The 19269-nt window shown below is 56.4% G+C and carries 18 protein-coding genes and 6 pseudogenes; 17 read left to right on the top strand and 7 right to left on the bottom strand.

The genetic code is table 11. The annotated features are described in order from the left end of the window. Positions 1 to 438 (bottom strand): annotated as a pseudogene (locus ASD02_RS20380) (3-deoxy-8-phosphooctulonate synthase); the annotation flags it as partial. A gap of 265 nt (positions 439 to 703) precedes the next feature. Between ASD02_RS20380 and ASD02_RS20385 the strand changes: the two are divergent. Next, positions 704 to 1714, top strand: a complete 1011-nt coding sequence (locus tag ASD02_RS20385; protein ID WP_057220199.1) for a KpsF/GutQ family sugar-phosphate isomerase — start codon at positions 704 to 706, stop codon at positions 1712 to 1714. A gap of 435 nt (positions 1715 to 2149) precedes the next feature. On the opposite strand, the gene ASD02_RS20390 is transcribed toward ASD02_RS20385, so the two are convergent. From ASD02_RS20390 to ASD02_RS20400, 3 genes and pseudogenes are all read right to left on the bottom strand, one after another. Beyond that, positions 2150 to 3229, bottom strand: a complete 1080-nt coding sequence (locus ASD02_RS20390) for an NAD-dependent epimerase/dehydratase family protein (protein ID WP_057220365.1) — start codon at positions 3227 to 3229, stop codon at positions 2150 to 2152. 100 nt (positions 3230 to 3329) lie between these two features. Further along, positions 3330 to 3621 (bottom strand): annotated as a pseudogene (locus tag ASD02_RS20395) (hypothetical protein). Further along, a pseudogene (locus ASD02_RS20400) lies at positions 3621 to 3776 on the bottom strand (transposase domain-containing protein); the annotation flags it as partial. The pseudogenes ASD02_RS20395 and ASD02_RS20400, both read right to left, overlap by 1 nt. A 74-nt stretch (positions 3777 to 3850) precedes the next feature. On the opposite strand from ASD02_RS20400, the pseudogene ASD02_RS39865 reads away from it, so the two are divergent. The 6 genes and pseudogenes from ASD02_RS39865 to ASD02_RS20420 form a co-directional block, all read left to right on the top strand. Next, positions 3851 to 4015, top strand: a pseudogene (locus ASD02_RS39865) (DUF5372 family protein); the annotation flags it as partial. Between the two features lie 100 nt (positions 4016 to 4115). Further along, positions 4116 to 4292, top strand: coding sequence for a hypothetical protein (locus ASD02_RS39870; protein WP_156408426.1), 177 nt, complete (start codon positions 4116 to 4118; stop codon positions 4290 to 4292). Next, positions 4285 to 4950: a recombinase family protein gene (locus tag ASD02_RS20405; protein WP_082555577.1), complete on the top strand. Its 666-nt coding sequence runs from the start codon at positions 4285 to 4287 to the stop codon at positions 4948 to 4950. The genes ASD02_RS39870 and ASD02_RS20405 overlap by 8 nt, the downstream gene beginning before the upstream one ends. A 47-nt stretch (positions 4951 to 4997) precedes the next feature. After that, entirely contained in the window at positions 4998 to 5468 is a 471-nt protein-coding gene (locus ASD02_RS20410; protein ID WP_156408427.1) for a transposase, read from the top strand. After that, positions 5465 to 5818, top strand: coding sequence for an IS66 family insertion sequence element accessory protein TnpB (gene tnpB, locus ASD02_RS20415; RefSeq protein ID WP_057220200.1), 354 nt, complete (start codon positions 5465 to 5467; stop codon positions 5816 to 5818). The genes ASD02_RS20410 and tnpB (ASD02_RS20415) overlap by 4 nt, the downstream gene beginning before the upstream one ends. Before the next feature lie 49 nt (positions 5819 to 5867). Beyond that, positions 5868 to 7481 carry an IS66 family transposase gene (locus ASD02_RS20420; protein WP_347376830.1) on the top strand — a complete coding sequence of 538 codons (1614 nt, stop codon included), beginning with the start codon at positions 5868 to 5870 and terminating at the stop codon, positions 7479 to 7481. 29 nt (positions 7482 to 7510) lie between these two features. Here the strand turns inward: ASD02_RS20420 and ASD02_RS20425 are convergent, their stop codons facing one another. Together ASD02_RS20425 and ASD02_RS20430 are read right to left on the bottom strand one after the other, a co-directional pair. Next, complete coding sequence (locus tag ASD02_RS20425; RefSeq protein ID WP_347376831.1) at positions 7511 to 9307, bottom strand: recombinase family protein; 1797 nt, start codon at positions 9305 to 9307, stop codon at positions 7511 to 7513. Next, a complete protein-coding gene (locus ASD02_RS20430; RefSeq protein WP_057220201.1) occupies positions 9294 to 9473 on the bottom strand; it encodes a hypothetical protein in 180 nt (59 codons plus the stop codon). Before ASD02_RS20430 ends, ASD02_RS20425 begins: the two co-directional genes overlap by 14 nt. Before the next feature lie 321 nt (positions 9474 to 9794). Between ASD02_RS20430 and ASD02_RS20435 the strand changes: the two are divergent. After that, positions 9795 to 10001 (top strand): annotated as a pseudogene (locus tag ASD02_RS20435) (transposase domain-containing protein); the annotation flags it as partial. A 746-nt stretch (positions 10002 to 10747) separates the two neighbouring features. Here ASD02_RS20435 and ASD02_RS20445 read toward each other — a convergent pair. Further along, the gene (locus ASD02_RS20445) at positions 10748 to 11728 is read right to left on the bottom strand and encodes a class I SAM-dependent methyltransferase (RefSeq protein ID WP_156408428.1); all 981 of its coding nucleotides are present in this window, start codon (positions 11726 to 11728) and stop codon (positions 10748 to 10750) included. Between the two features lie 268 nt (positions 11729 to 11996). On the opposite strand from ASD02_RS20445, the gene ASD02_RS38355 reads away from it, so the two are divergent. From ASD02_RS38355 to ASD02_RS20490, 9 genes and pseudogenes are all read left to right on the top strand, one after another. After that, positions 11997 to 12248: a hypothetical protein gene (locus ASD02_RS38355; RefSeq protein WP_057220205.1), complete on the top strand. Its 252-nt coding sequence runs from the start codon at positions 11997 to 11999 to the stop codon at positions 12246 to 12248. Between the two features lie 128 nt (positions 12249 to 12376). Next, positions 12377 to 13342, top strand: coding sequence for a radical SAM/SPASM domain-containing protein (locus tag ASD02_RS20455; protein ID WP_057220206.1), 966 nt, complete (start codon positions 12377 to 12379; stop codon positions 13340 to 13342). Positions 13343 to 13721: 379 nt separating this feature from the next. After that, positions 13722 to 14180 carry a transposase gene (locus tag ASD02_RS20460; protein WP_057220207.1) on the top strand — a complete coding sequence of 153 codons (459 nt, stop codon included), beginning with the start codon at positions 13722 to 13724 and terminating at the stop codon, positions 14178 to 14180. Next, a complete protein-coding gene (gene tnpB / locus ASD02_RS20465; RefSeq protein ID WP_057220208.1) occupies positions 14177 to 14533 on the top strand; it encodes an IS66 family insertion sequence element accessory protein TnpB in 357 nt (118 codons plus the stop codon). The genes ASD02_RS20460 and tnpB (ASD02_RS20465) overlap by 4 nt, the downstream gene beginning before the upstream one ends. Positions 14534 to 14581: 48 nt before the next feature. Beyond that, positions 14582 to 16155, top strand: a pseudogene (locus ASD02_RS20470) (IS66 family transposase). After that, positions 16152 to 16739 carry a UPF0149 family protein gene (locus tag ASD02_RS20475; RefSeq protein ID WP_244494250.1) on the top strand — a complete coding sequence of 196 codons (588 nt, stop codon included), beginning with the start codon at positions 16152 to 16154 and terminating at the stop codon, positions 16737 to 16739. Before ASD02_RS20470 ends, ASD02_RS20475 begins: the two are co-directional and overlap by 4 nt. A 65-nt stretch (positions 16740 to 16804) precedes the next feature. Further along, the gene (locus ASD02_RS20480) at positions 16805 to 17191 is read left to right on the top strand and encodes a transposase (protein WP_057220209.1); all 387 of its coding nucleotides are present in this window, start codon (positions 16805 to 16807) and stop codon (positions 17189 to 17191) included. A 68-nt stretch (positions 17192 to 17259) separates the two neighbouring features. Further along, positions 17260 to 17532 carry an IS66 family insertion sequence element accessory protein TnpB gene (gene tnpB / locus ASD02_RS20485; RefSeq protein WP_234838265.1) on the top strand — a complete coding sequence of 91 codons (273 nt, stop codon included), beginning with the start codon at positions 17260 to 17262 and terminating at the stop codon, positions 17530 to 17532. A gap of 74 nt (positions 17533 to 17606) precedes the next feature. Beyond that, entirely contained in the window at positions 17607 to 19205 is a 1599-nt protein-coding gene (locus tag ASD02_RS20490) for an IS66 family transposase (RefSeq protein ID WP_057220210.1), read from the top strand. The last annotated feature ends 64 nt before the right edge of the window (positions 19206 to 19269 follow it).

The raw sequence follows: 19269 nt of genomic DNA on the forward strand, positions 1-19269 counted from the left end.
CTGGCCCTTCTTGACGTTGATGGTGCGGCCAGTCTTGGCAGCTGCCACCAGAAGGTCGGTCTGGCGCGACAGGAAGGCCGGGATCTGCAGGATGTCGACAGTCTCGGCGACGACGGCGCACTGCTCCTCGGTGTGGACATCGGTCAGGACCGGGAAGCCGAACTCCTTCTTGAGATCGGCAAAGATCGCCATCGCTGTGTCGAGGCCGATGCCGCGCTTGCCCGAAAGCGACGTGCGGTTCGCCTTGTCGAAGGACGATTTATAGACCAGGCCGATATCCAGCGACTTGCACAGTTCGGCGAGCTTTCCCGCCATCATGAAGGCGTGCTCGCGGCTTTCCATCTGGCAGGGGCCGGCGATCAGCGACAGGCGCTCCTTCTGCGAGAAGGCGACCTGCTTGGCACCTTCACCGACGACTACTCTGGCATTCGTTTCCATGTTAAATATTCCCCAGCCTAACAAACCATAGTCGCCAAATCGGATCCGCGTGCGGTGACCTACCTAAGTGGCGGATATTCATGCCACAGCAAGCTGATGGCAAGGCCGAGCTCAATACTCGCGTTACCGCCGCGAGTCCAGGTTGTGGCGACATCAGGACATTTGCAGTTCGATTCACCGCCTGCATTGTTGGCCTAGCGTAAAAAAAAGACTATCAGCGCTGAGATTGTTAATAACACCGCAGAACCTGCAGGAACAATGCATCATGGAATTGAGACAAGCATCAGCGGACGAGCGCAGCGGTTTTCCTGCATTGGAGTCGGTCGGCAGGACGCTGACGACGGCGATGGCAGGCATCAAGGCGCTGGCCGATCACCTCGGCGCCGACGCGACGTTTGCGCAAAGCATGGTCGAGGCGATCGAGCTCATCGGTGAAAGCCAGGGGCGCGTTGTCGTTTCCGGCGTCGGCAAGAGTGGCCATATCGGCCGCAAGATGGCGGCGACCATGGCATCGACAGGCACTTCCGCCTATTTCGTCCATCCGACGGAGGCGAGCCACGGCGATCTCGGCATGGTCACGTCGCAGGACGTACTGATCCTGTTGTCCTGGTCGGGCGAAACGGCGGAACTCGCCAACATGCTCACCTATGCCAAGCGCTTCAAAGTGCCGGTCGTTTCGATCTCGTCCAACCGTGACAGTGTGCTGGCCCGCAACTCCGAAGTGCCGATCGTGCTGCCGAAGGTTCAGGAAGCCTGCCCGCATGGGCTGGCGCCGACGACGTCTGCGATGCTGCAGCTTGCGGTCGGCGACGCGCTGGCCATCGCTCTGCTCGAGCGCCGCGGTTTCTCCGCCGAAGATTTCAAGACGTTCCATCCCGGCGGCAAGCTGGGCGCGCAACTGCGTCACGTGCGTGAACTGGCGCATGCCGGCGAACAGATGCCGCTCTTGAGCGTCGGTCGCCCGATGAGCGAAGCCGTCATCGAGATGTCCTCCAAGGGCTTTGGTGTCGTCGGCATCGTCGACGAGGATGGCAGGCTGGCCGGCGTCATCACCGATGGCGACCTTCGTCGCCACATGTCAGGCGATCTGCTCACCCAACCTGTGGAAGCGGTCATGTCACTCAATCCGAGAGTGATCGACAATGATATCCTGGCTGGCGTTGCAATAAAGGAAATGCAAGAAGACGAGATAACGGTACTGTTCTTGGTGGACCGTGATCAACGGGCATGCGGTATCCTGCATATCCATGATCTGCTACGTACAGGTGTTGTCTAAATGGTAATTGCTCATTGTATGAGTGTATGCAGGTCGCGCTGAAAATAGCGCGACCACAGGATTGCCCCCGTCAGCTTGACGACGCCAACGGTGCGTTAGGCGTAGCAATGAGTGGGCCCAAGTACCATTCCTGCTGAGTGGCATCGATCCACCAATGAGCGCAGCAGCCAACCCTCTGAATCGTCAACGCAACATCGATGGAACTCGTCCTCAGAAGCCGCGATCTCCGCGATCGAAGCAGCGGAGACTTCCAGCATATGGATTGCTCCAGCGGCATCCACTAAGAACACGTCTCCGCCCACGCGTTAAGTCGCATGGCGGTTGTCTCATCGGCGAGGAAGTCTGAGCAGTTCTGTTACATTCGCCAATGAAGGCGGGCCGGCAATTTTGCTGCAGGCTCAGACTCCCTCGATGCACAATTTATGAGTTCACATTTTAGGCGTAACCTTTTCCTACCAACCAATCCCCAAGCAATTGAACTCCCTTCGAAAAACTAACGCTGGCAGAAATGTTTAATTGACGACGCATATCTTCAGTATCTGCTACCGCCCAGCGTACATCCCCCGCCCGGAACTTTCCCGAGACTTCAGGAGCCGGCGCGTTATTCAGAGCTGCAATCTCCCTTGCTGCGTCCAACACTGTGGTTGCAATCCCGGTGCCAACATCCAGAACACGAATACCATTCGGAAGGCGCTCGAGTGCGGCTTTGCAGGCGCGCGCAACGTCATCTACAAAAATGAAATCGCGCCCAATTGCGCCATCCTCGTATACGTCGATAGCCGCTCCGCTGCGTGCAATGCGGTAAAAAATATTGATGATACCTGTGTAGGCATTAAAAGGCGCCTGTCCCGGGCCATACACATTCTGAAATCGAAGTATAGACAGAGGCACGTTCATCGCAGTGCACCAGGCAGACAGGATATTTTCCTGCGATAGCTTTGTTGCACCATACACACTGATTGGCTTAGGAACTGCAGAATCCGCGCTTTGGCGAATAGGCGTCAGTTCCACTCCATCCTCGTCCCTGAAACTCCAAACTCCGGCCGCCAGGTCAGCAGGCTTACGGTTCCCCGGATAGATGATCTTTCCGTCTTTACTGTGCCATGCCCCTTCTCCATAAACAGCGCGACTCGATGAAAGGAGGATATGATCAGGAAAGACGTTCGCCGATGACAATGCGTCCAACATGCGCGTAGTGCCAACGACGTTCGTCTCAGCATGGCGCGATGATGCCGTTAATGACTGACCGGTTCCAGTCTCGGCCGCAAGATGCACAACAATGGACGGCCTCCATTCTGTGAGAAACTCAGTCCAAGTGTTCCCATCGCATATGTCTGCGACTTGAAGGCGAACATAGTCCGGCAAACGCTCCGGGCGGCTCCGTGTTGGGTGAATCTGAGGATGCAGATTATCAAGAGCGATTATCGGTAATCCGAAACCCTTGATAAGCGAAGCCAGTTCACAGCCAATGAAACCGGCACCACCTGTTATCAATATACAATCCTTGGTTCCCATAAACTTTGCTTCCTGACGTTCAAATATGCGGGATTTCGCGTAGGCGTGCCATCCATATATTCGGTGCACAATGGTGTAAAGCATGGTAACCGGCCGATTGTTACCGCGTAGATTTTTCTTTGATGCGCGCGATGAGCTCTTGGTTGTCGACAAAGCTGTCTAGGAAGTCGTTCCAGGCTTTGGGGGAACGGCGAGCAGCAGAGAGCATCTCGTTAAGCTCATCGATGCCATCGTCGGTCAGCTCGGTCCTCATCGTCACTGTATACGATGCTGATGATACTTCCGTAGGAGAGGTTGTCGTCGTTGCTGACGATCGCCTTAAGGAGTTCCGGGTCTTCGTCGAGCATTTCGGCGACATGGTTGATGGTGAAGACGTGGGTTATGGTTGCCATCAGGCGGCTTCGGCGCAGATGGCGGCGACGGGCGACCAATTCCAAGGGAGCAGTTCGTCGAGCCTATTGATCTTGTGGTCGTGGATGCGGTCGAGCACATCGGCCAGATAGGCCTACGGATCGATGCCGTTCATCTTCGCCGTCTCGATGATCGTCATGGCACGCGCCAAGGTCTCCGCGCCGGTGTCCAAGCCGGGCTCATAATGCCGGGTTTCTGACGTTTGAATCTATGGTCGCCTATCCCTTCCATCCCCTGGCTGGCCAAACTGTGTTGGTAACCGGCAGCCACGAGCACAACGATGTTCAATATCTGCTCATTCGGCAATCGAGTGGTGGTTCGTTCCAAATCCCCGCATGGATGTTTGATCCCGCGACGTGTTCGATTGGGATCGTCGCTGACCCGCGCCTTTCCGCAACGAAACTCGTTGAACTGCGCGCTTTGATCGATTCTCTCGTAACCTGTTGCTCGGTGCAAGAAGCCGAAGGGATAGGCCATGAGAAAGCAATTTCGCATCCAATTGGATCTGTTCGTCACGGCCCGGCCGATGGATCTGAGCGACACCCAGCGCCGGGAAGCATTGACACTCCTGCAACTACTGCTGACGGAAGCGTCGGCAAAGCTGCCCACCGAGCGGTGCGTCGACGGCAGAAAGGAGGCGGGCAATGAGTAAGATCACCATCGACCATCTTGCCCTCAGCGCCTTCATCTACGTCCGGCAGTCAACGGCATACCAAGTTGCCAATAATCTGGAAAGCCAAAGACGGCAGTATAGTCTGGTGGAGCGCGCTCGACAGTTGGGTTGGGAGACCGTCGAGATCGTGGATGATGATCTTGGACGATCCGGAAGTGGAACGGCCCGACCGGGATTCGAGAAACTGTTGGCGGCGATATGTGAAGGTCGGGTGGGAGCAGTCGTGTCGCTTGAGGCGTCACGTCTGGCACGCAACGGTCGTGATTGGCACACCTTGCTGGAATTCTGTGGCCTGGTAGGCACGCTTATTGTCGATGAAGAGGCCATTTATGATCCGCGCTCGCCTAACGACCGGCTCCTTCTTGGCATGAAGGGCACGATGAGCGAGATGGAGTTATCGGTTTTTCGGCAGCGATCTGTCGAAGCTATGCGCCAAAAGGCGCGGCGCGGCGACCTTCATCTGACCGTTGCGGTCGGATACGTGAAGACGGATGACGTCCGTGTCGAGAAGGATCCAGATCGGCGCGTTCAGGAGGGCATTCTGCTCGTCTTCCGCAAGTTCGCCGAACTTCAGACTGCCCGCCAAGTGCTGCTCTGGTTCAGACGTAAGCGTTGCGAGCGCCCCACATTTCATTGAATTTCAGTTCGCGCATAATCCCGATCTTTCGAGATTGAGAGGTGGGAATGATGGATCTGGTGCCAGTCGAGAGCGACGAGCAAGTTGTGCCGCATAGTGCTGATGACTGTCATCAGCACTATGCGCAAGGTAATGCAGAGCGGGCTCGATCGACGTCACGTCGTGTCGAAGTCATCATCGGCGAGGATCGCCGCCGTCGATGGAGCCCGGAGGACAAGGCGAAGATCACAGCGGCGAGTTTTGTGCCCGGGGCCAATATCTCTGCCGTTGCGCGTCAATACGGCGTCAGTCAAGGCTTGTTGCACTATTGGCGTCACTGCGCCCGCGAGAGCGCATCGGATGAGCAGGAGATGCGTTTCGTGCCGGTCGTGAAACTTGGTGACGAACAGCCTCAACCATGTCTCGGGAGGTCGCTGACTGTTCGCGTTGAGATTAACGGCGCTTGTGTCGTTATCGACGGCGGCGTTGATGAGCAGGCGTTGCGGACGGTGTTCAGCGCGCTGCGGGGTTCGGCTTGATCACGCTTCGATCGGATTTACGGATCCTGATTGCTTCCAAGCCGGTCGATTTTAGGAAAGGCATAAATGGTCTGGCAGCGCTGGTATCAACCACGCTTGGCGCGGACCCTTATTCGGGCGACGTGTATATCTTCCGCAGTAAGCGCAATGATCGTTTGAAGATGGTGGCTTGGGACGGCAGTGGCATGGTGTTGGTGACCAAGGTTTTGGAAGATCGTCACTTTACCTGGCCTGCCGTTCGTGACGGGGCCGTTCATCTCAGCGCCAGCGAAATGGCGCTTTTGTTAGATGGTCTGGACTGGACAAAAGTAGAGAAGAGGCCCGTGAAGCGCCCTACAAAAATAGCGTGATCTTATTGTAATCCATGGACAATTCCGCGACTTTTGGCTAGTGTTTGCCATGCTCAACCGTGGCCAACACCTGCCTCGGGACCCAGACATTCTGGTCGGTATGGTCCTGGAAAGAGACGCTGAAATCGAGCGTCTGAAGGGCATGTTGAAGGCTGCCAACGCGCAACCTTTTGGGCAGAAGTCCGAAAAGTGCATTGCGGTTCTCGAAGGGCAGATCCGTCTCGATCTAGGGGACGCGGAGCTTGACGTTGCGGTGGATGCGACCAACGATGAGCCAAAGCCCGCCAAGGCGCCGCGTCAAGCAAGCTCCAAATCTCAACCTCGCCGTAACCTCGGTGCCCTCCCTGAACATCTTGAACGCGTCGTTGAGGTCATTGAGCCATCATCGTTGGAATGTGCCTGCTGCCAGGGGCAACTCCATCGCATTGGTGAAGAAGAAAGCGAGGCCCTCGCGTCACGGCCGGCCACGCTTTATGTTCTGCGCACGGTGCGACCGAAGTATGCCTGCCGGGCTTGTGAAACCGGCGTTGTTCAGGCCAAAGCGAAACCGCGGTTGTTCGATGGCGGCCTGGCGACGACGGCCATGATCAGCAATGTGGTCGTATGGCGATATGCCTGGTACCTGCCACTCAACCGCCAGGTCCAGATGCTGAAAGGACAAGGCGTCCGTTTAGACACATCAACGCTTTGCGGTTGGGTGAAACGGTCAGCCTGGTGGCTGAAAACACTCTACGACAAGCTTTTAGCTTACATTCACAGCCATAGCCGGGTGTTTGTGGACGAGACCCGGATGCCTGTCCTGAAAAAGGGCAGGAAACGCGCCAAGATCTGTCAATTCTGGGCGCATGCGGTGGACGATCGCCCATGGAACGGTCCTGCGTATCCTGCGGTTGCCTATGTGTTTGCCCAAGGTCGGGGCAAGGCAGAAATCCAGTCGCAACTGGCCAGCTACAGTGGGCTTCTGCAAGTTGATGCGTATAAAGCTTATAAGAGTTTGACCCGACCCGGTCGTAAGTCCGGACGGATTACACTTGCCTATTGTCTGGCCCATGCGCGCCGCAAGTTCGTCGATGTGTATAAGAAATACAAATCGGAGCTGGCCAAAACGGTGATCGAGCGCCTGGCCGAAATCTATGCGATTGAAGCTAAAATCCGCGGCACGAGCGCCGAACATCGCCTATCTGTTCGTCAGGCGAAAACCAAAGGCTTGATGGCTGACCTGAAAGCGCTTCTGATGGATACGATCAAGGATATATCCGCCAAGGACCCTGTCGCATCTGCCATCAAGTACACTCTGGGTCTTTGGTCTGGCCTAACGCTGTTCCTGGAGGACGGTAGGCTTGAGGTCGATTCCAACACCGTGGAGCGCAATATGAGAGGTATTGCCGGACCTGAGTCATTGTGCACTCCCTATCTAAGTGTCTGTAAACATTGGAAGCGTCTCCGTGTCAGTGGTGCGACACGGGCGACCCTTTCGGGCTATCGCGGCCTGAACCGTCGCGGAAGTAAGGTCGCTGGCGCGGATTTGATACGGCACGCCGGGAACCACCTGCTCGGCAGACAACACGTTGGTCTTGATAAGGTGGCGTATTCTGTGGTTCGTCACGCCCAAAGTCGCCGCCGCCTCTGTCATGGTAAGCCATTCGCCCTCTTTATCGGCTGATTTGTACGCGTGAATGGCACGGACCCGCCTTACGGAAGCGACACGGTGTGCGGTCCAGGTTTTTCCTTGACCCGTGGGCATACCCATTCCATTCGATTGAGCGACGCGGCGATATGTTCATCGGGCCAGCGTCCTGCCATGCTCCGCATCACTGCCAAAGCATCTTCCGTTGTGGCGCAACCGTGTTCACCGCTCTGAGGCTTGCGCACTCTCAGTTCCGAGTGCTGACCGCCTTTCCAGTGGATTGTCAGCACCACGTCGCGCACTTCATCGTCAACATCGACAACAATGTCGGCGATCAATGTACGCAGCAGTTGCTGGCGCACGCGCATGGTGACATCCGGCGACTCCCAGGCCGCCTGCAGATTGTCGGCGAGGTTTGCGAAAGTGCCCGTGTCAACTTCGATGGTTGAAGGACTATCTGCAGGCTTGCGCACTTCCAGATCACGGACGCGGCGTAGCGCCGTTTCCCAATTCTTCTCAAGCTGTGCAGCAATCAGGCGGTTGTCTGGATCGCATGCCGCATAGCGGCGCTCGGCGAGGCTTGCCTCGTAGCGGGCCTGCCGCAGTTCCAGATCGTGAATGTGGCGCTGTTCTTCCTGTCGCTCCCGGTGCATCCGCTCTGCTTCAAAAGTCGCCTCGATCGCTAGTGGTTCTACCGCGCGCAACAACTCGCGCGCAACCGCCGCATCGACCTTCGAGCCGCCGAACGTCATGCAACGGGGCAAGCCCATCATCAGGTTCTGTTTATAGCAGCGATAGACAGGATTTTGTGGATTTCCCGTATAGGCAACACTCAGTCGCCGTCCACACCGTCCGCAAGTCAGGAGACCCGACAACAACGCTTTGCCGCCGCGGCCCGATTTGGTTCCGCCCGAACGGCCATAATTGTTGAGCGCCAGTTGCTGTTGGTTGCGCTCGTACTCTTCCCAACTGATGTAACCTTCGTGATGGTCCCGGATCATCACTTCCCAGGTGCCGGCCGGCTTGCCGTGCCCGTAGCTGCGCCGCGCCCTCCCATCGACGATGGCTGTCCGCTTCTCGCTCTTTCCATAGACGTAGACGCCGGCATAGAAGGGGTTCTTCAGGATGCCGATGACATTCCGGTAACGGACTGGCGTCCAGACAAAGCTGGTCATGCGACCTTCGTCCGACGGCCGCGGGAAGTGGATATTGTCCCGTGTCATCGACAATAGCACCTGGCGTGCGCTTCCAAGCTCACGGAAGCGTGCGAAGATGGACCGGATCACGTCCTGCAGCCGCAAATCCGGATCAAGCCCGAGCCCCGCCTCTCGATGCCAAATGTACCCGAACGGAACGGAAAGTCGCAGTTCGCCACGGCGCGCCTTCGATCTGGCGGCATCGAGCATCCGGGCTCTCAGCACGCCCAGTTCGAACTCGCTGATACTGCCCTTCATTCCCAGCAGCAGCCGATCGTTGGGTCGACACGGATTGTAGACGCCGTCATGGTCAATGACGCGGGCTTCGACCAGGCCGCATAGTTCGAGCAGGTGATGCCAGTCCCGACCGTTGCGCGCAAGCCGTGAAGCATCGAAGCATAAGACGGCACCAACTTGGCCAGCGCATAAAAGGGCGACAAGACGGTCGAAACCAGGGCGCGCGACAGTTCCGCTGGCAGAGCGCCCGAGGTCGTCGTCGATGGTCTCGATGTCGCTGAAGCCGTGTTGTCGCGCAACGTCAACAAGATCATACTGCCGTCGCTGGCTTTCCAGATTTGTCATGACCTGCGATTGCGTGGACTGCCGTACGTAGACGATGGCTTTGCGCGCGAGCAGCGCTGTCGGAATCAAATCAGTGTTGCTCATCGTTGAGCTCCTCGACGACGAGGCCTGCGGCCTGCATCAGCAGGCAAGCCAGCGTTGAAATCGCCTTCTTGCGATCCTTGTCGCTCAGTCCGTCGAGCATCCGGGTTTTGAATATCAGGTCGAGCTGCCGGCCCGACGCCGGCACCAGCGTATTGCGGGATCTCATCATGGTCCTCCTGAGTGATTCTACGTCCACTTCGGAAGGGTGCCGCTTTGGTGCCGCCAGAGACCAGCCTGTTCAATTCGATTAGCGTCGCAAGATCGACGCGTGGCGTTCCCATGGTCATGCCGCGGCAGACCAAGGGATCGATCATCCACCCTGAGATCGCGATGACGACACCTGTCGGCCCCAGAACCTTCAAAAACCGGCCTGTCGCTCGTTCTTCAACACGGCGAATGGAAACCCTCTGGCCAAAATAAGGATGCCAGCGATAAACAACCTCAACTTCATCGCCGACATGGGCAGAATGAACGGGGCATTGCTCTCGGCAGGAAGTCGTGGTTGTTCAGCGATAGCGTCGACGGAGCCAAGGCAAGCGCCGTTATCTATAGCCTGATGCTGACTTGCCGGGCCTGTGGCATCGACCCATTAGCCTGGTTGCGCAACGCTCTTACGGAATTACCTCAACGCGCTGTCGATGCTGAACTCGACGACCTGTTCCCGTTCAACTTCCCCAAAACGTCCAACGCATAACCAAGCCGGATACCGTTACCAATCCGAAGGCGATCCATGGGTGTCGCAGGCGTCAACGTGCGGGGAAAATCGCGCTTACTTTTCACGGCCATTTGTTAGCGTGTCGGGGACCACCACACTTGCCACTTCTAGTCACAAAATTCTGCTTGCATCATCTAGGAGTGTTGTGAGATACGCGGGGCGTATATATCGGACGTTGTTTTTACCAAGGATTAACGCTATGTGGATCTCCCTTACGATAAGAGGCCAAGGCAAAACAGTAATCGACTTTAGCAAAGTGTTGCACGTCAACGAACACAGAGACGGCACGGTCGTCGCCTTCAGCCCAACATTGCCGACGAAAGAGAATATTACTGTCTCCAAGACAATCGTCGTACAGGAGCCGATTGCGATTATTGAGAAGCTTCTTAAAGCTAAATCGCCTAGGCTATGATATCCTCTAATGGACATGAATAGATCTCGGCGAGGCATTTTGTTGCCGCGCCTACTGATATCCCGGTGCACATGAATTTCGAGCCCATAACCATCCGCGAACGTAATGCCGGGCGGCGGGCGGAACCCATCGCGGATGCCTTGTCACGCAAGCACAGGCCTTACCTCACAGAAGGCGATGCTAGCGCGAGGTATGGTCAAGGTCGACATCGTCACCGTCTGCATCACTGATGCTGAAATCGAAAATGCTCTGCAGCGCGCGCCTAATGCCTTGGTCGCGAGATGTTCCGGCCGCTTAGTGGAGCGAGTTCAGTTTACTTGATTTTCCGCAACCAGATTGACCCGCCAGTGAGACCACTGACGCCGAGAAATTCTGGATATGTCCGCGCAACAAGTTCGCGCTCATGAAGCCCAAATGCATCATTGAAGAAGATCACTTCGAAACTGTCATTACCCTCCAAAAAGGCATGAAGCATGTAGGCTTCGTTCCACGATCTGTTGTCACCGATGACCCAGTGAGGCGGGTAATCGAATGGGAAAAATATGTCGTGAACGTGGACGATCACTCCTACAGGAATATGACTTAAGATCTCCGTGTAAAGATAAACAACATCGGAACCGCTCTTCGCCACGTGAGTGGAATCTATGAAAAGAATATCATCGTTGCCCAGTTCTTGAAACCAACTAAGCGGTATTTCCTGGACGAAACTTTTCTCAATGCGGGAGCGCTGGCGATCAGCATCATTGAGTAGAGTGTCGAGGCGGACCTCTGGGTACGGTTCGACGAAACGAAACTCCATTTCCCAGTCGGCATTCTGAGCAACGTCCAATGCCAAAGCAGATGAGAAGCCAGAGCCTACTTCGAAGTACTTCGACGGCTTAAAATGGTTTAAGATGCCAACAAGAATGGAGGCGTCTGATATTCCGTAATAAATGTTTTCCAGAAAATAGCGATGCCCTTGCGTTTGCTGTTTTTGGAACGGGTAATCCTTCATGTGCGGCACAAACGCTCCCCACAGTTCCGTCATTTTATCGATGTTTACGTTTTCCACGGCATTTCGGTTCTGGCGCGATTGCCAACGTCGCATGTAGTATGGGCTCAAGGAGTTTGGGTTGACCACAGGTGAATAGAAGTGTCCTCCCGGGGCCTGAGATCTCACTCCTAATTTAACAATGCCTTGCTTAAGATTTGAAAGAAGTTCATTTTGTTCCAAAGCTACAGTCGGAGGTATCTTATCTTCGAGCTCGAGGAGTAAGGCAAATAACTCCGAATGATAATGCGGTGGCAAGTTCATTCAATGCTCCAATAGATGGGCTCCTTGAGCTGATCATCAACTCGTAACACCCAAAAGCGCTGGCTGTCAAAGTAGAAAGCAATCGACACCTCAACCCAGACCGGGTTTGCTGGAGACGCTGATCCCGTGGGGACGCCAAGTGCGTTCTGACATTGGCGGGTTTTCGCGTCGTGACCTCGTGACCTGGCATCCCTTCCGGATGATAAGGGATAGAGAGGGTATTTGGCATGTTTTATCGATACGCGCTGCCTACCATCGGAGAGTGGCGATGGAGAGCGAAATGCCTAAATACAGGGCGCATCGTCGGCGAAAGGCGCTGCTCGAAACCGCGGAACAGCTCGCAGAAACGGCTATAACCATAACCATCGGGATGGACGCTGCGATACTCCTCCCACAGGATCAGCAGTGTCACGCCGGGCTTCTTCAGCTCAATGGAAAGCTCCGCCCAGTTCGGCTCGTGACGTCGCCGCTGGCCCTGTTTGACGCCGGCGCGGATGAAAAGCCGATCCACCTGGCTTGACGGCGATGCGATCGCACCGACGCCCTATAGATCGGCACCCCGGCTGCCGCCGCCGGGATCATCTTTCGGGGGTTTCTCGGGTAGCGGGTATCGGTATAATGCTCGCATTGCGACAGGAGAAATTTCCCATGAGCTACAGCTATTTTGATAAAATTCTCCCGAACCATTTGGTCGAGATTACGGATCGCAATATGTCTATGGATCTCTTTCGTAAATCGGTCTCAATGGTCGAGGTCGAATTGTTTTCCTATTGCAACAGGCGATGCTGGTTTTGTCCCAACGCACATATTGACCGCATCAGCGGCAATATCCACATGGCCTCACAAACATATACGGCGATCATTTCCCAACTTGCGGAAATCGACTACGCGGGCGTGATTACCTTCAGTAGATACAACGAGCCTTTGGCTGACAAAATCATCATCGAGAGGCTTAAAGAAGCACGAACCGCTCTCCCTAAGGCAAAGCTGCACACCAATACCAATGGCGACTACTTGGACATGGAATATCTCGCTGAACTTTATGACGCGGGCATGCGATCGCTAAATATACAGCTTTACCTTAAAAACCACGAGAAATACGATCACGACAAGACGATAAAGCGCGGCCAACAAACGCTACGAAGGCTAAAACTTCCTTACACCGTTACCATAGATCAACCAGGCGTCTGGTATGAAATGCAACTGGACTACAAAGATATGAAGCTTCGACTGTATGGTCGGAACTTCGAATTGAACGGAACAAGCCGAGGTGACCAGGTCGACATTAAAAGAGACTATGTTCGCGTGCTGCCGTGCAGTCAGCCTGTCTGGGGAATCTATATTGATTACAACGGGAAAATGGTACCCTGCTGCAATTTCCGATCGGATATCGATGAGCATGCGGAATACATCATAAGCGACCTAAATTCGGACCCCGATATATTTCGAAGCTACTCAAGTTCTTTGGCGGCCAACTTCAGACGCTCTATGCTTACCTACGAACCCAAATCCGGCCCCTGCTCGAACTGTCACTTCGGTCTTGAGGAATTGAATCCGGAGCGCCAAGCTAGGATTAGACAGCTTTTAGCCAGCGAACTGGAACTGACTGTTTGATGCCATGGGATGGTGACCTTGGGAAGCTACGCATCAGCAAGCTGCTGAAGATCAGAATGGTTCGGGAGCCAGTCTGGTAAGACGATTTTCTTTGAGACCCACCCATCGAGAAACCGAACGTCCCCTGAGCTCACCACCTCACCTGGGCGGCCAACCAGTTTCAGCGTAACCGGCCTATCGCTATAGCGCGACGATCAGGATGAGACGGCTCACCTTGATTGCCGCCGCGCACTATCGCGGAGATTTCGCCTTGACGGTAAGCGGGTAGGCCATCCCACGTAGCGCGGTTTCGAAAGATCGTGAGCGCTACGAACAGCCCACCTTTCCTTTTGTGATCGAGGCCGCGAGATAAGCTCCTTCACCGAAGAAGCGGAACGGGATGGTTGGAGATCGCGCTGATGCCATGCTTGAAGTCATGGATGAAGACAGGCATGAGGGAAAATATCGTCGGATCGAGATGATCACCGGTCGTCGCCAGCGGCGGAATTGGACTGACGAGGAGAAGGCGCGCATCCTTGCGGAAAGCGCGGAACCTGATGTGAACATCTCGGCCGTTGCTCGGCGCTGGGGCGTCAATCGCGGCTTGTTGAATGTTTGGCGTCGGGAGGCTGGGCTGACCACTCGTCCCTCGGCCAAGGTCTGCGCGCAGCAGGCGATGTTCGTGCCGGTAACGGTGGTCGGCGATCAAGCGGCCCACCAGGGCTCTCAATCGGATGCCGCCCACTTCGCCGCAGGTCGGATTGAGATCGAGATTGCTGGCGCGCACATGACCGTGATCGGTACGGTGGCGCCCGAGTTGGCGCAAGCGATCGTGGCGGCGTTGCGGGGTCGCCGGTGATCGGACTTTCCCCTGGTGGAGTGAAGATCATGGTTGCGACGCAGCCTGTCGACTTCCGGCGCGGCATGAATGGCCTGGTGGCATTGGTGGCATCGGCGCTTGCGGCTGATCCGTATTGCGGCGACGTGTTCGTGTTCCGCGCCAAGCGTCTCGATCGACTTCGCTGCATTTATTGGGACGGATCCGGCATGATCCTGGCGACGAAGTGGCTTGAGGCGGGCAAGTTTGTTTGGCCGCCGATCCGCGGTGGCGCCATGCAGATGACGCGCGAAGAGTTCTCGCTTCTGCTGGCCGGCATTGACTGGACAAGGGTGAAGCAGAACCCGGTAAAACGCCCCTTGAAAGTAGGTTGATCCTATTGGTTTTGCTTGATGATTCCGGCCTTCGTGGTAGGATCCGTCATGCCGCTTCGACACGATTCCTTGCCCCAGGACGCTGCGCGATTGACCCGGATCATTCTCTCGCTCAACGAAGAGAATGCCGACCTTAAGGCGCGTGGCCTTCCTTGAGGGCCAGCTTTTTGGGACGAAATCGGAGAAGATGACGACCATCGATCCGACACAGGCGATCCTTGACCTTGGCGATCTGAGCGACATTCCCGTTGCTGCCAATGACGATGTCGCGCCGGTCGGTGAATACAAAACGCAGGCACGGCGATCGCCAGCTCGCAATATCGGCCACTTGCCCAAGCACCTTCCGCGTTATGACGAGCTCATCGAGCCGGAGAGCAAGGTCTGCCCCTGCTGTTCGTTCGAGCTTCATTGCATCGGAACGGACGTCAGCGAGGCGCTCGACATCGTGCCTGCCGTTGTCCGGGTGAAACGGACGACCCGACCACGCTATGCCTGCCGGGCATGCGAGAATGCCATTGTCCAAGCGCCCGCACCAGCACGCGTGATGGATGGCGGCATGGTGACCACGGCATTCGCAGCTCATATCGCGGTTTCGAAGTTCGCCTGGCATCTCCCGCTCCATCGCCAGGCGCAGATGATGGCCTCCTGCGGCGTGACCATTGATCGAGGCACGCTCGGCGCCTGGGTCACGCGGGTCGCCTGGTGGCTCGAGCTTCTCTACGATGCGCTCACCGCCTTCATCCGCTCGCAGCCGAGGGTGTTCTGTGATGAGACGCCGCTTCCGCGGCTCGATCCGGGGCGCAAACGAACCAAGGTCTGCCAGTTATGGGCGCAAGCGGTCGACGATCGCCCATGGAATGGTCCGGCGCCGCCGGCGGTGGCCTACACTTTTGCCGAAAGCCGTAGCGCTCGCGAGGTCGAGGGGGCAACTGTCGTCGTTTGCCGGCGTGCTTCAGGTAGACGGGTACCAAGCCTATAAAACCATGGTCAAGCGTCGTGGAAAGAGCAATGTCGTCTCCATGCGACTGGCCTTCTGTCTTGCCCATGCACGACGCAAGTTCGTCGATGTCGTCAAACTGACCGACTCTTCGGAGGCTTTGTCGATCCTCGCCAGGATCGCCGAAATCTATCGCATCGAAGCGGACTTGCGCGGGGAAAATGCCGATACCCGGCTTATCGTTAGGCGTCGCGATACCGCTCCCGTCATGAAAGTGCTGAAGGCCAAGCTCACGGAATTGAGCAACGAGGTGTCGGCGAAGTCGGCGCTTGGCAAGGCGGTCTCCTACACACTCAACCACTGGGGCGGGCTGACTGCCTTCCTCGATGATGGCCGCGTCGAGGTAGACTCCAATGTAGTCGAGCGTTCGATGAAGTCGGTGGCTCTGACGAGAAAGAACTCGCTGTTCGTAGGCAGTCCCGGCGGCGGCAAGACCTTCGCGGTCATCGCATCCCTCGTCAACACCTGTAAATTGAACGGCGTGGATCCCGAGGTCTGGCTTGCCGATGTGCTGGAGCGGATCATCTCCGGCAAAGTGACAGCCAACGAGATGGAAAGTCTCCTGCCTTGGACCTGGAAGGCTGAGCGTGAAGCGATGACACAGCAGGAGCGACGGGCGGCATGACACAGAACAGTCAGCAGACGACGGAACGACCAAAGCTCGGCGACGAGGCGTTCGAAGCCTTTATCAGGGGACGTCGTCCGGCATCGCCAGTTTGGTCAATGAGCGGTCTCGATGGCTACCTTACGGCGCTCATCATCGGTCCGAAGTTCATCGACCCACGCCAATGGATCCCGGAGTTGACCGGTCCGGATGCCCTGAACCTGCCGATGGAAACAACCGAACATCAAGCCGTGCAGACGATCGTTGCAGAGTACAACCGCATCTCGGCAAGCCTTTCCGAAACACCGAAAAAACACCGGCCCAGGTTCACCAGGATCGATGATCAGACCTTTGATATCTTCGATTGGGACCTCTGCTTTCTGCTGGGAACAGGATACGCGCCTAAGCTTTGGAGGCCCGTCCTTCGAGGTCATGCCGTCACCGGGGATATCATCGCACCCATCCGCAAGCTGGGCGAGGCAAAACGGAAAGCGACAAGCCAGGATGCTGCTGACGTCGCCGGGGGTCAATTTCTCATTTCGCCTGACAAAGCCTCCTGCCTCAGCAATCTGCCCATAATCACGAGGTGCACAGTAAGCGGGTAGGCCATCCCACGTAGCGCGGCATCGAAAGATCGCTCATTTTCGGCATGAATCATGCGGAGAAACCTATGAGCGACAGTGTGAATCAGGCTCGTGCCTTTGAGGTTCTGACGGCGACACCAATACGGACGAGGCGCACGCCACGAGATTGGCCGGATGCTGAGAAGGCACGGCTGATTGCGGAGACAATGCTGCCGGGGGCGAATGTATCAGCGATCGCCCGCGCTGAGGGGCTAGATCCCTCGCAGCTTTACGGCTGGCGTCGCAAGGCATTGGCCTCGGGATCGGTGGTGCCCCTTTCGAAAGAGGCTCATGAAAGGGTTAGTTTCGCGCGCGTCGAAGCTGTTGCAAGTTCACCGGTGGAGATCGTCATGGGTGACGTCGTGGTGCGCGTGGCCGGAGATATCGAGCCGGATCATCTTGCCAAGATCCTACGGGCGGTGCGCAAGGCATGATTGCGTCTGGCGTTGTCGTTTACGTCTCCTGCCAACCGGTCGACTTTCGCAAGGGAGCGGCTTCGTTGATGGCTTTGGTCAGGGATGGCGGTCTCGATCCTTTCAATAGCGCCCTTTACGTGTTCCGTTCCAAGCGGAAGGACCGTGTCCGGATCGTGTGGTGGGATGGCAGCGGGGTCTGTCTCTATTCGAAAGTTATCGAAGGAAATGGCTTTTGCTGGCCGGCAGCGACGGCGGCGCGCATCCGTCTGGATCATGCCCAGCTCATGGCCCTACTGGCCGGAATGGATTGGAAGAAGATCCGCCCGGCGACAATCAGGAGGCCGCTTTCGACGGGCTGAACCCCTCCAAGAAATCCCACGCATGTTACTGTAAACGCTAGGAAAAGATCATTATTTGTGATCTACTTCCTGCAATGACGTTCTCTGCTTCGGACCTTCCTGACGACGTTGATGCACTCAAGGCGATGATCGTCGCCATGAGCGCAGAAGGCGCCGCTGCCCGAGCGGAGATCACCCGGCTTGAGGCGCTCAAGAAGGATACGGACGAGCGGATAGCCACTCTCACTGCGATTGTGAAAGTGCTTGAGCGGGCTCAGAAAGGCACGCGCTCGGAACGGCTGCGACTGGGGATCAACGACGATCAGATCGACTTTGCGTTCGAGGAAGTCGAGACCGGCCTGGCAGCGATCGACAGCGAGCTCGACCAGTCACGGAAAGACAAGCAGAAGCGGGAAGCACGCCCGCGCAAGGGCTTTGCCGCCCATCTCGAGCGCATCGAGGAGGTCATCGAGCCTGAAATCCCCGAAGAATGCCGAGGTCTGGAAAAGGTTTTGATTGGCGAAGACCGATCCGAGCGGCTCGATGTCATCCCACCGAAGTTTAGGGTCATCGTTACCCGCCGGCCGAAATACGCATTCAGAGGGCGTGACGGTGTGCTGCAGGCTCTAGCGCCTGGCCATATCATCGAAGCCGGGCTGCCGAGCGAACGGCTCCTGGCTTACATCGCCGTGTCCAAATATGCCGACGGCCTTCCGCTCTACCGTCAGGAAACAATCTACCTGCGCGATAGCGTGACGCTGAGCCGCTCCTTGATGGCTCAATGGATGGGACATCTCGGCTTCGAGCTCAAGATCCTGGCCGATTACATCCTGGAGAAAATCAAGGCAGGTGAAAGGGTCTTTGCCGACGAAACGACATTGCCGACCCTGGTGCCTGGTTCGGGAAAAACAATGACGGCATGGCTGTGGGCCTATGCACGTGATGATCGGCCGTTCGGGGGATCAGGGCCACCAATGGTCGCCTATAGATTTGAAGACAGCAGAGGTGGGCGCTGTGTGGCCCGTCACCTGAGCGGCTTCAACGGCATTCTCCAGGTTGATGGGCACGGCGCCTATACGAGCATGGTCAAAGAGCAGGTCAAGGCAGGCAGCAACGAAACCATCACGTTGGCAGGGTGCTGGGCGCATGTCAGGCGCAAATTCTACGAACTGCATATCGGTGGTATCAATCACGCCGCGACAGCCTCGGTGAAGGCGATGAGCGAGTTGTGGAAGGTCGAGGACGAGATCCGGGGAAAGGATGCCAACCTCCGTGCTGCCGCACGACAAGAGCGGTCTGCGGCCATTGTCGCCAACCTTTTTGACATCTGGGAAAAGGAGCTGGCGAAGGTCTCTGGCAAGTCCAAAACCGCGGAAGCGATCCGCTATGCAATGACCCGCCGACAATCTCTGGAACGCTTTCTCGGTGACGGCCGCATCGAGATTGACTCCAATATCGTCGAGCGCGCAATCCGTCCCCAAACGATCACACGGAAGAATAGTCTATTTGCCGGAAGCGAAGGCGGTGGCAACACATGGGCCACGATCGCCACGCTTTTGCAGACAGCTAAAATGAACAACGTCGATCCGCTCGCCTGGCTGACACAGACCTTAGTTCGCATGGCCAACGGATGGCGCGCGCAGGATATCGACGCTCTGATGCCGTGGAACTTCGAGTCGAGCGTGGTCGGCTAACCGCTTACGGTGCACATAATCCCGGTTATGTAGATCTCTACATAAACGTGATGATCGGCCGTTC

The organism is Ensifer sp. Root1252 (genome assembly GCF_001425885.1).
Classification (GTDB): Bacteria; Pseudomonadota; Alphaproteobacteria; order Rhizobiales; family Rhizobiaceae; genus Ensifer; species Ensifer canadensis.

Excerpts from the sequence above, each read along its gene's own strand:
- ASD02_RS20385 (WP_057220199.1), top strand. The coding sequence starts at position 704 with ATGGAATTGAGACAAGCATCAGCGGACGAGCGCAGCGGTTTTCCTGCA.
- ASD02_RS20390 (WP_057220365.1), bottom strand. The coding sequence starts at position 3,229 with ATGGGAACCAAGGATTGTATATTGATAACAGGTGGTGCCGGTTTCATT.
- ASD02_RS39870 (WP_156408426.1), top strand. The coding sequence starts at position 4,116 with ATGAGAAAGCAATTTCGCATCCAATTGGATCTGTTCGTCACGGCCCGG.
- ASD02_RS20405 (WP_082555577.1), top strand. The coding sequence starts at position 4,285 with ATGAGTAAGATCACCATCGACCATCTTGCCCTCAGCGCCTTCATCTAC.
- ASD02_RS20410 (WP_156408427.1), top strand. The coding sequence starts at position 4,998 with ATGATGGATCTGGTGCCAGTCGAGAGCGACGAGCAAGTTGTGCCGCAT.
- ASD02_RS20420 (WP_347376830.1), top strand. The coding sequence starts at position 5,868 with ATGCTCAACCGTGGCCAACACCTGCCTCGGGACCCAGACATTCTGGTC.
- ASD02_RS20425 (WP_347376831.1), bottom strand. The coding sequence starts at position 9,307 with ATGAGCAACACTGATTTGATTCCGACAGCGCTGCTCGCGCGCAAAGCC.
- ASD02_RS20430 (WP_057220201.1), bottom strand. The coding sequence starts at position 9,473 with ATGAGATCCCGCAATACGCTGGTGCCGGCGTCGGGCCGGCAGCTCGAC.
- ASD02_RS20445 (WP_156408428.1), bottom strand. The coding sequence starts at position 11,728 with ATGAACTTGCCACCGCATTATCATTCGGAGTTATTTGCCTTACTCCTC.
- ASD02_RS38355 (WP_057220205.1), top strand. The coding sequence starts at position 11,997 with ATGGAGAGCGAAATGCCTAAATACAGGGCGCATCGTCGGCGAAAGGCG.
- ASD02_RS20455 (WP_057220206.1), top strand. The coding sequence starts at position 12,377 with ATGAGCTACAGCTATTTTGATAAAATTCTCCCGAACCATTTGGTCGAG.
- ASD02_RS20460 (WP_057220207.1), top strand. The coding sequence starts at position 13,722 with ATGGTTGGAGATCGCGCTGATGCCATGCTTGAAGTCATGGATGAAGAC.
- ASD02_RS20475 (WP_244494250.1), top strand. The coding sequence starts at position 16,152 with ATGACACAGAACAGTCAGCAGACGACGGAACGACCAAAGCTCGGCGAC.
- ASD02_RS20480 (WP_057220209.1), top strand. The coding sequence starts at position 16,805 with ATGAGCGACAGTGTGAATCAGGCTCGTGCCTTTGAGGTTCTGACGGCG.
- tnpB (WP_234838265.1), top strand. The coding sequence starts at position 17,260 with ATGGCTTTGGTCAGGGATGGCGGTCTCGATCCTTTCAATAGCGCCCTT.
- ASD02_RS20490 (WP_057220210.1), top strand. The coding sequence starts at position 17,607 with ATGACGTTCTCTGCTTCGGACCTTCCTGACGACGTTGATGCACTCAAG.